The 14,561-nt window shown below is 62.5% G+C and carries 9 protein-coding genes; 1 reads left to right on the forward strand and 8 read right to left on the reverse strand.

Going from position 1 to position 14,561, the window contains the following annotated elements:
* Nucleotides 1-119: 119 nt before the first annotated feature.
* The 5 genes from LCH64_RS27540 to pvdM form a co-directional block, all read right to left on the reverse strand.
* Complete coding sequence (locus LCH64_RS27540) at nt 120-2,600, reverse strand: TonB-dependent receptor (protein WP_226501897.1); 2,481 nt, start codon at nt 2,598-2,600, stop codon at nt 120-122.
* A 114-nt stretch (nt 2,601-2,714) separates the two neighbouring features.
* Entirely contained in the window at nt 2,715-4,364 is a 1,650-nt protein-coding gene (locus LCH64_RS27545) for a cyclic peptide export ABC transporter (protein WP_226501898.1), read from the reverse strand.
* 108 nt (nt 4,365-4,472) lie between these two features.
* On the reverse strand, nt 4,473-5,360 hold the full coding sequence (locus LCH64_RS27550) for a formylglycine-generating enzyme family protein (RefSeq protein WP_226501899.1): 888 nt from the start codon (nt 5,358-5,360) through the stop codon (nt 4,473-4,475).
* Nucleotides 5,361-5,396: 36 nt separating this feature from the next.
* The gene (locus tag LCH64_RS27555; RefSeq protein ID WP_226501900.1) at nt 5,397-6,683 is read right to left on the reverse strand and encodes an aminotransferase class V-fold PLP-dependent enzyme; all 1,287 of its coding nucleotides are present in this window, start codon (nt 6,681-6,683) and stop codon (nt 5,397-5,399) included.
* Entirely contained in the window at nt 6,680-8,050 is a 1,371-nt protein-coding gene (gene pvdM, locus LCH64_RS27560) for a pyoverdine-tailoring dipeptidase-like protein PvdM (protein ID WP_226501901.1), read from the reverse strand. The genes LCH64_RS27555 and pvdM overlap by 4 nt, the downstream gene beginning before the upstream one ends.
* Nucleotides 8,051-8,257: 207 nt before the next feature.
* Between pvdM and LCH64_RS27565 the strand changes: the two genes are divergently transcribed.
* Nucleotides 8,258-9,883, forward strand: coding sequence for a PvdJ/PvdD/PvdP-like protein (locus LCH64_RS27565; protein WP_226501902.1), 1,626 nt, complete (start codon nt 8,258-8,260; stop codon nt 9,881-9,883).
* A gap of 119 nt (nt 9,884-10,002) precedes the next feature.
* On the opposite strand, the gene LCH64_RS27570 is transcribed toward LCH64_RS27565, so the two are convergent.
* Genes LCH64_RS27570 through LCH64_RS27580 form a run of 3 tightly spaced genes read right to left on the reverse strand, consistent with a single transcriptional unit; the run spans nt 10,003 to nt 14,542 of the window.
* Nucleotides 10,003-11,397 (reverse strand): efflux transporter outer membrane subunit, encoded by a 1,395-nt coding sequence (locus LCH64_RS27570; protein ID WP_226501903.1) that lies wholly within the window; start codon nt 11,395-11,397, stop codon nt 10,003-10,005.
* A gap of 7 nt (nt 11,398-11,404) precedes the next feature.
* Nucleotides 11,405-13,378: a MacB family efflux pump subunit gene (locus LCH64_RS27575; RefSeq protein ID WP_226501904.1), complete on the reverse strand. Its 1,974-nt coding sequence runs from the start codon at nt 13,376-13,378 to the stop codon at nt 11,405-11,407.
* Complete coding sequence (locus tag LCH64_RS27580) at nt 13,379-14,542, reverse strand: efflux RND transporter periplasmic adaptor subunit (RefSeq protein ID WP_003223449.1); 1,164 nt, start codon at nt 14,540-14,542, stop codon at nt 13,379-13,381.
* Nucleotides 14,543-14,561 lie beyond the last annotated feature (19 nt).

Raw genomic sequence — 14,561 nt, forward strand, 5'->3', positions numbered from 1 at the left:
GGCAACACCCGCAGCAACGGATATGCCCCCAATCCCAACCCCCATTAATCCCAACACCCCAACACCAGACAGACAAAAAAAAGCCCCGCCAAAGCGGGGCTTTCTCACAACCGAAGCAATCAGAAAACAGCCTTGACCGACATCACGAAATTACGCGGATCACCATAAAAGTTACCGAAACCTTCGGTACCAATGGTCGAGTAATAACGCTTGTCGAACAGGTTGTTACCGTTGAGCGCGACAGACCAGGTGTCGTCGATCTTGTAGCCGATGCGACCGTTCCACACCGCATAACCGGCACCGTTGATGTTGCCACCGCCAATCGGCGAGACGCGATAGTTGCCGCTCTGCGCGTTGACGCCGGCACCGACGGTGACGCGATCCAGCGGGCCGGTCAGGCTGTAGTCACCCCAGACACGCAACAGGTGACGTGGCACATAAGAGTTGTAGGCGGTGCCGTCCAGCGTGGTGTCGGCATCTTCCAGCACTTTGGTCTGGGTGTAGGTGTAGCCGGCCAGCAGTTGCAGGCGGTCAATCACTTCACCGCTGACTTCCGCTTCGAAGCCCTGAGCGCGGACCTTGCCGGAGTTGATCGAGCAAGAGCCGTCTTCGCAGCGCGGATCATCCTGTTGTGCATCTTTCTGAATGGTGCGGAACAGGCTGAAGGAGCTGTTCAGACGACCGTCGAACCACTCACCCTTGATCCCCAACTCGTAGCTCTGGCCGATCAATGGCTTGAGGGTGCTGCCATCGATGGTCTTGTAAGCGCCTTGCGGGGTGAAGATGTCGGTGTAGCTGGCGTAGGCGGTCAGGTTGTCGTTGAGGTCGAACAGCAGACCGGCGAACGGCGTGACTTGCCCGGTCTCGGTGGACTTGGTGTTGACCGGTGTGCCTTCGCCGCGGAAGTACTGCACCGAGTCGGTGTCGGACTTGTACCAGCTCACCCGGCTGCCCAGTACGAGGGTCAGCGGATCGGCCAGTTTGAAGCGGCCGATGGAGTAAGCGCCGTATTGCTTGATGTGCATGTCCACCGGGCCGCCACGGGATGCATTGGCCAGGTAATAGCTTTCATCCGGTTGCGGGATGTGGTGGTTCGGATCCAGCACGTTCTGACGTTGTGGCAACGCGGCCACTGCGTAGAAGTCGTCCTTGTTCGAACGGCTGGCGTTTACGCCGACGGTCAGTTCATGTTGCTGGCCGAACGCGTCGAATTTGCCGTCAACGTAGGTATCGAAGCCGTAGTCGACCTGGTCGTAATCGTAGGTGCTGCCCAGCATCAAGGTGCTGGACGAAGTGGCGCCGACCGGTACGGCGCCGCTCGGGAATGCGTATTCCATGTCCTGGGTGTTGCGCGAGTAGACGCCCGCGACCTTGAGCGACCAGTCATCATTGAACTGGTGCTTGAGGTCAGTGAAGTAGGTGGCGCGTTTGCTGCGCTGGTTGTTCCAGGATGTGTTCAGGCAGGTCGAGCGCTTGAGGTGCAGGTCGGAGCCGTCGGCGTAACGCGGCAGGCCGCCCCAGCAAGGCGTGGCGTCGACGTCTTCCCAGGCGACGCCCACACCCAGTGTGGTGTCGGGGCTGAGGTCGAAGTCCAGGGCGCCGTAGTAGATCTGATCCTTGCGGCTGGCGACGTCATAGAAATATTGACGGGTCTGCTCAGTGACCACGGCGCGACCACGGATGGTGCCCGAGTCGTTCAGCGGGCCACCGGTATCGACCTGACCGCGATAGTTGTCCCAGGTGCCTGCCGACAGCGAGAGTTCAGTGTGGGCGGTATCGCCGCCGCGCTTGCGCACGAAGTTGACGCCACCGGCGGTGCCGCCGGCGCCTTTCATCATGCCGGCGGCGCCACGCAGTACTTCCACGCGGTCGTAGATGGCCATGTCGCTGTTGAAGCTGTCGGCCTGCACGTAGCTGCTGCCGATATCCAGCGGTACGCCGTCGTACTGATACTGGCCGCTCATGCGGAAACCGCGGGAGTAGAAATACTTGCCGCCCATTGGCGAGTCGTAAACGGTGATGCCCGGGGTCTTCTCCATCACTTGTTCGATGGTGTTGAGGTTCTGGTCATCGAGCATCTTGCGCGTCATGACGGTGATCGACTGCGGTGTTTCTTTCAGCGAATGCGTGCCCTTGCCAATGGTCACGCCACCGGTGGTGTAGGAGTTGCTGCCTTCGGTGGTGGCGCTCATGCGTTGCGCGTTGACGTTGGTCGGCGCCAGTTCCATGGTATCGCCGGTGGCCGGGCCGAGCACGGTCACGGTGTTGCCGTCACGCTGATAGCGAATGCCGGTGCCTTTGAGGATCGCGTTAAGCGAATCATCACCCTGATAGCGCCCGCTGAGTGCGCTGGAGCGCAGACCTTGCAGACTTTCCGGGCTGTAGATGATTTGCAGGCTGGTCTGTTGGCTGAGGGTCTGCAGAGCCTGTGCCAGTGGCTGGGCCGGAATGTTCAGTGTCCATTCCTGCGCCTGGACATACGGGGTGGCAGCGACGGTCAGTGCCAGACCGAGACCGGTGCCGGCCAGTCGCGAACGTGTGACGCCCTGCATCAACAGGGCTCGAGTCAGGGGGCGAAGCATGAAACGGGATGCGGACATGAGGTTAAGACCTTGGCAGGTATAGTTGTTAATGGTTCTTATTCATCTCATTAAGACGAGGAAGCCGCGGCAAACCGGAAAACTATTTTTCCGGCCTGGCCGCGGCCCCGTGTTTCAAGCGGTCTGCAGTTCGCTTTTGACCTTTCCGGCCTCCATGCGCACCAGTTGGTCGGCAACGTCGAAGTAACGGTCATCGTGGGAAATCACGATGATGGTCTTGCCCAGGCGTTTGAGGTCGGGCAGCAACTCGGTGTAGAAAATCCGCCGGAACGTCGGATCCTGATCCGCCGCCCATTCATCGAACACCAGCACCGGGCGCTCTTCGAGCCAGGCGTTGACCAGCGCCAGGCGTTTGCGCTGGCCGGTGGACAGATCGGTGGTGCTGAAGGCGCCGTCGCGCACGCTGACCTTGTGCGCAATTTCCAGACGCTCGAGGTAGCGGGTGGCGTCCTGCGGCACCTGACGATCGCCCTGGATCAGGTCGTCGAACAGGTAGTAGTCGGCAAAGATCGTGGTGAAGTTCTGTCGGTAGTCATCGCGGTTGAGCGCAGTGATCGCTTGATCGTTGACGCGGATTTCACCCTCGGTCGGTGCGTACAGGCCGAGCAGCAATTTGATCAGCGTGGTTTTGCCACAACCGTTTTCACCGACGATGAACACGATGTCGCCTTGTTCGATGCGCAGGTTGACCGGCCCCAGACGGAACGGTTCGCTGCCTTCCACCGCCGGGAACGCGTAGCGCACGTTGCGCAGCTCCAGGCTGTTGACGGCTGCCGCTTTGCTGCCCGTGTCTTCCAGTAGCAGGTGCGGTTCCGGCGAGGAAAACTGTTCGCTCAGCTCGGCAATCCGGCGGAACGCAATCTGTGCGCGGCTGATGATCGGCAAGGTGCTGACCAGATGCTCCAGCGGGCCTTTCATGTACAGCAGCACCAGTACAAATCCACTCATGACCGCTTTGTCGGCGCTCGGCCAGAAGGATTGCAGCGCCAGAGCCATGCCGATCACCACGAAGAACAGCATCGAGCCGAACGACTTGGCGATCACGAAGGTGTTGATGGATTTGATCTGGGTGTCGCAGATTTTTTCCGCGGTTTTCTGAATGCCGGCGACAAACATGCGCTGGCGCCGCGGGCGGTGGATACGCAGCTCCTTGGCCCCTTCGGCAATCGCGTTGTAGTGCTTTTGCAGTTCGTCTTCGGAGTCGCGCGCGGCGTAGAACCCGCGCATGCCCTTGGCCCGGGCAATCGCCTGAATCGTGGTGCCGATGGCGATGGCCACCAGCATCATCAGGAACATCGGCCAGGACAGCATCGCCAGGTAACCGAGGCAGCCCAGGGTGACGGTCATGGAGATCGCCAGCGGCGCAAAGGCGAAGGCGAAGTCGCTGATGGTGTCGACGTCGTGGGTCAGCACCGGGATCAAGCGGTGACTGCGATAGCGTTCGATCTGGTCGATCGGCGCCGACAGCACCTTCTCCCCCAGTTCCTTGCGCAGCCTGGCAATGATGTGCTGGCCGACATAGTTGGTGCCGATGTCCGACAGAATCGTCGTCAGCAACGCCACGGCGCAGAGGCCGGCGAAGATCATGACCACCGTGCGGGTCAGGCCGTCATCGGAGTGCAAGGCATTGTTGATGGTCGCCAGCAGCACGGTGACGCTCAGGCCACCGATCATGCCGAGCACGATGGACACAGAGACGATCAGGCGGAAGGGCTTGAGCAGGGCGAACAATTCGTTGATCGCCCCACGCGTAGGCTTGGTCATGGAGGATTCCTGCTTCGGTGCGGAGGGAGTGCCGGTACTTAAGGAAAACGAATGGTCACGGAGTTTCTTTAAACGACCGCAGACGGGCTGCGGTCGTGGCGGGCAGGATCAGAGGTCACGCACTACGCGGAAACCGAGCCAGTCACCCTTGCTGGTCGGCCAGCTGCTGTTGCGGTTGCCGGAGCGGGAGAACACCGGCGCTTCGCCCCAGTCGTTGCCGCGCATGACCTGGCGTTCACAGTGTTCCTGCACCCACGGGCGCCCGTCGTCGGGTACCCCGGAATAGTCCTTGTGATAGCAATCGGCGGTCCACTCATAGACGTTGCCGTGGGCGTCGTAGACGCCGAAAGCGTTGGCCGGGAAGGTGCCGGCCGGCGAGGTGAAGTTGTAGCCGTCGGCGGCGCCATAGGTGTTGGCGTGTTTGGAAATCTGGTAGTTGTTGCCTTCATCGAACGGGAACGGGAAGGGCCCGGTGCTGCCGCCACGGGCGGCGTATTCGCGGATCGATTCGCTTTGCAGGCGATAGCTGTGGCCGGTCTTTTTCGACAGCCAATCGATATAGCCCTGAGCTTCGGCCACGTTCATGCACACCGCCGGGTCGCGCGCGGTCTGCTTGAACTCCGGTTTGCCGGCGGTGCAGCGGCGGCCCGGGCGATCATCGAAGTCGTAGGGCTTGTTGCCGGTATCGCGCACATACGCGTCCCATTCGCCGACCAGTACCTGGAAACGGCTGATGGCGAACGGTTTGCTGAAGGTCACCACGTGGCGCGGACCTTCATCCGGCTCGCGGCCGACTTCGTCCTCCGGGGTGCCCATGGTGAAGCTGCCAGTGGGCAGCACCACCATTTCCGGGCAGTCCTTGCAGTCCTTGAACACTTTGCCCGGAGCGGGCGGGGTCGCAGCCTGGGCGGCACCGGGCAACAGGCCGACGCAGAGCGCGGTCAGGACCAGTGCGGGGAGGGCCTTGAAGATGAATGAGGCGTGAGGCTTTTTCATGAGTCGTCTCTGTGAAAGGAAACCGGGGGCGAGCGCTCAGGCGCGCAGTTTTTTGCCGAGGATGTCCATGAACCGGTCGACTTCGGCTTCGCTGTTGAGCAGCCCGGGGGCGGTGCGGATCACCGGGCCGACATCGCGGCTGACGGCGTCGCAGATCACCCGCTGGTTCATCAGGTAGGCGGCGACCTCGTCGCTGTCCTGGCCCTTGACCCGGAAGAACGTGAAACCGGCAGAAAACTGCGGATCGAGCGGGGTCACCAGTTCGATGTTCGCGTGTTCCCGCAAGCGCTCTTTCAAATAACTGTTGAGCTGATGAATGCGTGCCTGAACGTCGGCCTTGCCCAGTTGCAGATGCAGTTTGAAGGCCTCGTCCAGTGCCCAGCGGTGTTCGAAAGCGTGGTAGCCGCCCGGGGTCATGGTGGTGGCGAACGTCGTGGCTTCGGAGAACGTTGGCACGCTCGGGCTGACGTATTTCACTTCTTCACTGCGGCTGCAGACGATGCCGGTGCCGCGCGGGCCGAACATCCATTTGTGGGTGCCGGCAATGAAAAAGTCGCAGTTCATCTGCGGGAAACTCAGGTCATCGACGCCGAAGCCGTGCACACCGTCGACCACGTAAATCAATCGGTCCTGATCTTCGCGCTGACGGTTGTGCTCATCGACCAGCCGCGAAATGTCGCCGATCGGCAACTTCACGCCACTGCCCGAATGCACCCAGGTCATCCCCAGCACGCGGGTTTCAGGGCGGATGTTGCGGTTGATGGTGTCGAGCACCTGATCCAGCGAAATGCTTTGCGGGGTTTCGAACAGTTTGAGTTTTCGCACCCGGGTGCCATCGCGGCGGGTGCGAAAATCGAGGATGTTGCGGGTCGAATAGTGCTCGTGCTCGGTGGTGAGGATTTCCTGATCCGGGCGCACATGCACGCCACCGTAAATCATCGCCAGGCCTTCGGTGGTGCTGCCGGTGAGGGCGATCTGGCTCGGTTTGGCCTGCAGGTATTTGCCGGCCCAGACCCGCACATTGTCTTCGCGCTTTTCGGTGACGCCCAAATCCCAGTCCATGGCCAGGCCCGGGTTCAGATCCAGCGCTGCACGATGGCGTGCGATGGCCTCGCGCACGGGTTTGGGGTGGGAGGTGACCAGAAAGTTGGCGAAGTGAATCGCCTGCGGATCCTGCTCGAACAACTGGCGCAGCTGCGTCCATTTGCTCCCGGAAGGCACGGCGGCGGGCGCGGCCATTGCTGGCGCAGCGAGCGTAGTGCCAAACGGCAGGGCGGCGGCGACCACGCCTGCCTGTTTCAGAAACGTACGGCGGTCGGTCATGGCTGGGCGCTGTCCTGGCGGGAGATCAACGCAGGTTTGGCGGCTTTCTGCACCTGATCCCAGACGCGCATGAAGTTGCCGCCCCACAGTTTGGCGATGTCTGCTTCGGAGTAGCCGCGCTGGATCAGTTCGGCGGTGACGTTGCGGATCTCCCCGACGTTTTCCCAACCCTTGATACCGCCGCCGTCGTTGAAGTCCGAAGCGATACCGACATGGTCGATGCCGATTTTGCGCACGGTGTAATCGATGGCGTCACCGAGGTCCTTGAGGGTCGCTTTCGGTTCTTCTTCAAGGATCGCGTAGAGGCCGCTGGCGTACTGGCCGAGTTTCTGTTCGGACCAGGCAGTGATGATCGGATCGCCGGGCATCAGCGCCATGGCCAGGTTCGGCAACGGCGGCAGGTCGAAGCGCGCGCGCAGTACGTTGAGTTTGTCCTGGGTGCCTTGGGTCAGCGGTTTGAGGTATTGCGAGAACCCGACCACCTGCACCACGCCGCCGCTGTTCTTGATCAGCTGCAATTCCTTGTCGCTGAGGTTGCGCGGAATATCCACCGCCGCCCGTGGCGCCGAGTGCGAAGCCACCAGCGGTGTGCGGCTCAGTTGTGCGACCTGCTCCAGGCCCTTGGTCGACATCTGCGAGACGTCGATGATCACGCCCAGATCGTTCAAGCGGTGCACCGCTTGCTTGCCGATGTCCGAAAGACCGTCGAGGGCATCGGGGGAATCATTGAAAAACGGTAGCGGGCGCGACGAGTCGGCCCAGCTGTTGTTGCCGATGTAGCTGAAGCCGAACATGCGCATGCCGCGCCCGGCCCACAGGTCCAGTTTGCTCAGGTCGTTGCCCAGCGGGTAGGCGTTGAGCATGCTGATGAAAATCGCAAACTTGCCTTCGCCATGCAGGCGGCGGAAATCATCCGGGGTGTAGGCGATGCCAACCTGATTGGGAAAATCGCGGACCATCCCGGAAATGATTTTGTAGCGCACTTCCTGCTGGTTGCGCGCTTCCTCGACATAGCCCTCGGTCGGGCGATGCGGCGCATTCGGGCCGTTCCACATTTCCGGCCAGCCGAACACGGTCAGTGCCGCGCCGGACAAGCGACCGCGATTGGCCTTGATCAGGTCGAACTGGCCCGAGCCGTCCTTGTCGGCTTCGTTGCCGTGCGCGCCGAAACTCAGGGGCACGGTGATGTGGCTGTCGAACGAGAGGATGCGATCCTGCAGCTCGGTTGCCTGTTTCATCACTTTGACCGGATAGCCGGGGTTGTCCCGAAACCAGTAATCCCAGGCCAGAAACCCTGCGCCGGCGCTGATCGCCAAGGCCAGCGGCAGGCCGATAAATAGAGCCTTTTTCGAACGCGGTTTTGTCATTGCCATCTCATTCAGGTTCGCCGTCGAAGTGCAGGCGCAGGGGCCTTTGCTATCTGGGAGGAACGAGTGACCGGACGGGTAATTTAGTGGTGCGGGTGAAAAGCGTTCACGGCGTGTAGTGATCTTTTGCCGGGGCCATAAATTTCCTCGGCGAGCAAACGTTCTAGCTTGGATAAAGCCTGCTTCATGGCTGACACAGGTAGGGCAATGACGATCTCTCGACGCTGGTTCATGGCGGGCATGGCACTTACGGGCGCCGCGCTGCCTGCCGCTTTTTATGCACATCGTGAGCTGACCCGTGAGGAGTTTCCGATCACACCGGGAGAGGCCACAGTGGATCTGGCCGATACGGCCGGTCAGCAGTTGGCGGACAACCTGCGCGGCGTGTGGGATATCCGTTTCAGCGGAGCCGCCGCAGGGCTGGACGGCCTGCCACACGAAGGTCTGGAATTGTTTCTCGACATTGCCCGTCGTGGCCGCGGCTTGCGCGGATTCCTCGATACCGGGGCCAATCTGCGTTCTGACGCGCCGGCACGCTATCAGGTGGTTGGCGATCTGGCGCCGGGCAATGGCGCCGAGATGTACTGGCGGCTGCTGCGCACCGACGCGCCGCAAGCACCGCCAGTCTATGAATTCAAAGTCAAACTGGACGAAGTCTGGGCGGCGTTCGGCAATGCCGGCAGCGGCACGCTTACCGGGCAGGTGTTGCGCCTGGATCGACCGTTGGGCTTGCCGGAACTCGACAACCATTTCATCGCCATCAAACGACGTTTTCCCGAGGCTCGCGAGCGCACTGGATTGAACCCGACACTGTTGGCGTGGCTGGTCGCTCCGGAACATCGCCTGTTCCACCAGCTCTGGCATGCGACCCGTGACAAGTGGCACAAACTCTCGGAGAAAAAACGCGAGGCCCTGCGCGGAATCGGCTGGCAACCCGGGCCGCGCGACAAGGAACGGGATGCCCGCGGGCCACGCAAGGATCGCAATGGTTCGGGCATCGACTTTTTCTTCATGCACCGGCACATGCTGGGCAAGGCCCGCTCGATGCAGGACTTGCCGTCGTGGCCGACGTTCCCCATGCCGCAACCGGAACTGGAACGCGACCGTCAGGGCTTCGCCCGCTACTTCGACAACCACGACGGCAACGCCTTGCCGCCGACCTGGGTGACCGACGGCGATGATGAGTACACCCAGTGGGTCAGCGACATCAAGGCGGCCGAGACTTACCACAGCAATTTCCAGGTCTGGGAATCGCAGTACCGCGACCCGCGATACTTGTCGAAACTCACCCTTGGCCAGTTCGGCTCAGAAGTAGAGCTGGGCCTGCACGATTGGTTGCATATGCGCTGGGCGTCGGTGGCACGCGACCCGTCCAACGATATTCCGGTGCCGATGGCGCGCGATCAGGCGGATTTTGCCGCGCGTTGGTACGCCCCGGAAAACGACTTTCTCGGCGACCCGTTTTCCTCCCATGTGAACCCGGTGTTCTGGCGTTTTCACGGCTGGATCGATGATCGCCTCGAAGACTGGTTTAGCGCCCATGAGCGTTTTCACCCGGGCGAAGTCAGTCGTCTTGAAGTCAATGGCGTGCCGTGGTTTGCCCCGGGGCGCTGGGTTGAAGTCGACGATCCGTGGCTGGGGCCGGACACCCATGGCTGCAGTACCGTGCCGGGCCTGCAAATCGGCCGCTCGGTGGAGATGGACCCGGAAACCATGAAGCTCGCGCTGCGCATCACCTTTGGCGATGAAGACCACATGGCCGACCTGTTCCGCAAGGTGCCGCAGCGACCGTGGTACGCCCGACATTTGAAGGTGAAGGGGCGGCAACTCTAAGCACAAAAAAATCGCAGCCCGGAGCTGCGATTTTTTTTGCCCTGAGGGATTGGTTTCGCCTGACCTGGCGCTTTCGCGAGCAGGCTCGCGAAGGCGTCGGGACAGTCGATAATGAACGGTCAGATGACTTGCCAGCCGCCGCCCAATGCCTTGTACAAGGCAATGCTGGCCTGCAAGCGCGACAGGCGCAGTTGCACGTTCATGTCCTGCGCCGCATACAGCGTGCGCTGGGTTTGCAGCACGGTGAGCAAGTCTTCGGCACCGGCCTGATAGCGACTTTGGGCGATGTCGAAAGCGGTTTGGGCCTGGCTCAGCTCTTCGCTTTGCCATTGCCGTTGTTCGTCGAGGCCGCGAATGCTGCTGAGGGCTTTTTCGACGTCGGCGAAGCCATTGATGATTGCCCCGCGATACGTCTCCAGCAGTTCGTCCTGACGGGCCTTGGCCTTGTCGCGTTCAGCGCTCAGACGGCCATTGTTGAAGATCGGCGCGGTCAACCCGGATGACAGGTTATAGAACGTCGTGCGCAGCAGATCCGCCGCCAGATCGGCGCCGGTGCCGAGGCTGGCGGTGATGGTGACTTTGGGTAGCATGGCCGCCCGGGCCACGGTGACATCGGCTTGCGCGGCCGCGAGTCTGGCTTCGGCGCTGGCGATGTCCGGGCGCCGGCTCAGCAGATCGCTGGGCACGCCACTGGCGATGTTCGGCCACTGCAATTGTTCGAATGACTGTTGAGGTGACGACAGCGTCTGCACCGGTTGGCCGAGCAGGGCGGCAAGGCTGATCAGTGCTTCGCGTGCCTGTTGCTGCACCAGCGGCAACTTGCGCTGTTGTTCGGCCACCAGGCTTTTCTGCTGGGCCAGTTCCAGTGCGGTGGCGCTGCCGGCGTCGAAGCGGGTTTGCACCAGGTGCAATACGTTTTGCGCATTGGCCAGATTGAGTTCGGCGATGCGCGCCTGCTCACGCAAAGCCAGGGCCTGGGTGTAGCTGGTGGCAACGCCGCTTTGCAGGGTCAGTTCGACGGTGGCGCGATCGAATTCGCTGGCCTGCACGCCGAACACCGCGCTGTCGCGGGCGGCGCGTTTGCCACCCCAGAAATCGATTTCGTAACTGGCGCTCAGCTCCGCGTCGTAGTAATCCAGCGAACGCTTGTCGGGGTTCACGTCCAGTTGGCTGTAGCCCTTGCCGTGCAACAGTTTCTGCCGATTGGCATTCAGTCCGGCCTTGATTTCCGGCAGTAGCGGGGCGCCGGCAATCGTCGCGCTGGCCTGCGCCTGCCTGACTCGGGCCACCGCGGCGCCGAGGTCATGGCTGCCCAGGCGTGCCTGTTCGACCAGTCGATCGAGTTCGGGGCTGCCGAACTGCGTCCACCATTGGCGGTTGCTTTGCACCGCACCGGGATGATCCGGCGACTGCCAGGCGGGCGGTGGCTGCACGCCGCTGTCGGGGCGTGGCGCAGGGCTGCTGCAGGCCGCCAGCATCAGGCTGGCGGCGAGGAGGGTCAGTGGCGCTTTCATAGATCGATCATTCACTGGTAAGGGCCGTGACCGGATCGAGCCGGGCGGCCTTGCGGGCAGGCATGAAGCCGAAGATGACACCGGTGATCAGTGCGCAGGCAAAGGCGCCGAGCACAGCCAACCATTGAAACGCGATCGCTACGCCACTGAACATCAGGACGCCGCCGACCAGCATTGCCAGGCTGATGCCGGCAATGCCACCGACCACCGAAAGCATCACCGCTTCGGTGAGAAACTGGCGCAGGATGTCGCGCTGACGGGCGCCGGTGGCCATACGAATGCCGATTTCCCGGGTGCGTTCGCGCACGGTCATGAGCATGATGTTCATCACGCCGATACCGCCCACCAGCAGCGAAATGGCAGCAATGGCGCCGAGCATCAGCGACAGCGTGCCCTGGGTGCGCGCCTCGGCCTGGATCATCGCGGCGTTGTTGGTGAGTTCGAAGTCCTTCTTGCCGTTGTGCCGGCGCAGCATCGCTTGTTCGATGGCCTGTTCGGCGTCCTTGACCTTGCGCGCATCCCTGGCGGCGATCACCACGTATTCCGGATTGCGGCTGCCGAACAGACGCATGCTGGCCGCGGAGTAGGGCACGGCGATGCGATTGTCGCTGTCCGAGTCGCCCGAGCTTGAGCCTTTTTCGGCGAGAACGCCGAGGATCTGGAACGGCACGTTTTCGATCAGGATGTACTGGCCGATCGGATCGGCGACATCCTTGAGCAACTTGTCGCGCACTTTGGTACCGATTACCGCCACAGCGGCGGCACTGTCTTCGTCGGCCTGGGTGAAGTAACTGCCCTGGACCACCGGCCAGTTGAAGATGATCGGGAAGTTGGTGTCGTTGCCACCGACATAACTGCTGTGATCGGCGTTGCCGAAACGCACGCCGGCGGTCGAGCCGTTGACCGGCATGATGCGTTCGACCTGGGGCAGGGCGGCCAGCTCGGCGACGTCATCGAGCGTGATGATCCCCGGTGGCGTGCGCGGGTTGGGCGCGGCGCCGCTCAGATAAATGATGTTGGAGCCGAAGGCGCCCATCTGCGCCATCACCTGGCGTTTGCTGCCTTCGCCAACCGCCAGCATCACCACCACCGAAGCCACGCCGATGACGATGCCGAGCAGCGTCAGCGCGGTGCGAAACCGATTGATCCACATGACTCGCCAGGCGGCTTGCACCGCATCCACCAGTTCGCCTTTCCAGGCGCCGGTCCGGGTACTGCCGGCGCTCAGGCGCTGGCGCAGATCGACCGCTTGCAGGGCGCCGGGGTTGGCGGTACGGGGCGCGGCTGACGGATGCTCGGCGGTGTCGCTGATGATCAGGCCGTCGCGGATTTCGATGATGCGTTTGGCGCGTTGCGCCACTTCGCGGTCGTGGGTGATGAGAATCACCACATGGCCCTGACTGGCGAGTTCGTCGAGCAAGGTCATGACCTCGGCGCCGCTGTGGCTGTCGAGGGCGCCGGTGGGTTCGTCGGCGAGAATGATGTGGCCGCCGTTCATCAGCGCCCGGGCAATTGACACGCGCTGCTGCTGACCGCCGGAAAGCTGATGCGGGCGGTTGCCGGTGCGACTGGCCAGGCCGAGGCGCTCCAGCAATGCGCTGGCCCGCGCGTGGCGCTCCGCTGCCGGAGTGCCGGCGTAGATGGCCGGCATCTCGACGTTTTCCTGGGCGGAGCCGGACGGAATCAGGTGATAGCCCTGGAACACGAAACCGAACGCCTCGCGGCGCAGCCACGCCAGTTCGTCGGTGTCCAGTTGCGCGACATCTTCACCGGCAAAACGATATTCGCCGCTGGTAGGGCGATCGAGGCAGCCAAGGATGTTCATCAGCGTCGATTTGCCGGAACCGGACGCGCCGACGATGGCCACGAACTCGCCGGCATGAATCGACAGATCGATGCCGCGCAACACCTCCACCAGCGGACTGTCATTGCCGCCGTAGGATTTGCGGATCTGCCGCAGGTCAATCAGGGGCGTTTGCATTCAGCCTCCGCTGCCGGTGGCCGGAGCGCTGAGGACGTGATCGCCCTCGACCAGACCTTCGAGCACTTGCGTGCGCAGGCGATCGCTGATGCCGGTTCGCACGTCGCGGGACTGGATTTCGCCGTTGGCGGCAACGACCTGCGCCCGTTGCCACTGCGCCCGCGTGCCCGGCTGCAGGGCGGCGCTTGGTACGGTCAGGGTGTCCCTGGCCTGTTGCGCGACAAAGAACACCTGCGCAGTCATGTCGGTCATCAGGCTGTTGTCAGCGTTGTCGACATCGAGCAGCACGGTGTACAGCACCACCCGTTCGCTGCCGCTGCGCCCGCTGGTGGGGCTGCCGCCCTGATTCTGTTCGAGGGGGCGCGGTGGCACCGGCAGAATCTGCCGCACAGTGCTGTTCCAGCGCCGGCTGCCACCACTGAGGGTGGTGAAGTAGGCGGTCATGCCGGGTTTGACGTGGCCAATGTCCGCTTCGGAAACCTCGGCCCAGACCGTCATTGGCGATAGCCGCGCGATGCGCAGGATCAACGGTGTCTGTTGCTGCGCATTGAGTGTCTGGCCTTCCCGCGCGCCGACGGCCACCACCGTGCCGCTCATCGGTGCATAAATGCGGGTGTAGCCGAGCTCGGCCTCGTCGCTGCGCAGGCTCGCCTGGGCCTGGCGGATCTGCGCCTGGAACATGTCGATGCGCGCCTGCGTCGCGCGAACTTCGGCGCGTGCGGTCTGCACATCTTCTTCACGGGTCGCGCCACCGGCGGCGAGCTTCTGCTGGCGCTGGTATTTCTGCTGTGCGAGATCGTGCTGGGCGCGCTGCTCCTGCAGTTGCGCCTTGAGGTTTTCGATCGAGAAACGCCCGGCATCGAGTTTGGCTTTTTGCGTGGAGGGGTCGATCTCCACCAGCAACTGGCCTTCCTTGACCGTATCGCCAGCCTCGACATGGATCTTCTGGATCTGCCCGGAAGCCTGCGCGCCGACATCCACATAACGACGCGGCTGCAAAGTGCCCAATGCGGTCACGCTGTTTTCGATATTGCTGCGGGTCACCTGAACGGTGGCGAGGGCGTCCCGCCCGGGCGGCAAAACCTGCCACGCGGCAACCGCGATCACGGGAATCAGACAAAGGGCGGCAAACAGGGCGCGTCGGGCGGAGCGGGGACGTTTCATGCAGGGTTCCGGCCAGTAG

This window comes from Pseudomonas sp. MWU16-30322, assembly GCF_020515535.1.
Lineage (GTDB): Bacteria > Pseudomonadota > Gammaproteobacteria > Pseudomonadales > Pseudomonadaceae > Aquipseudomonas > Aquipseudomonas fluorescens_H.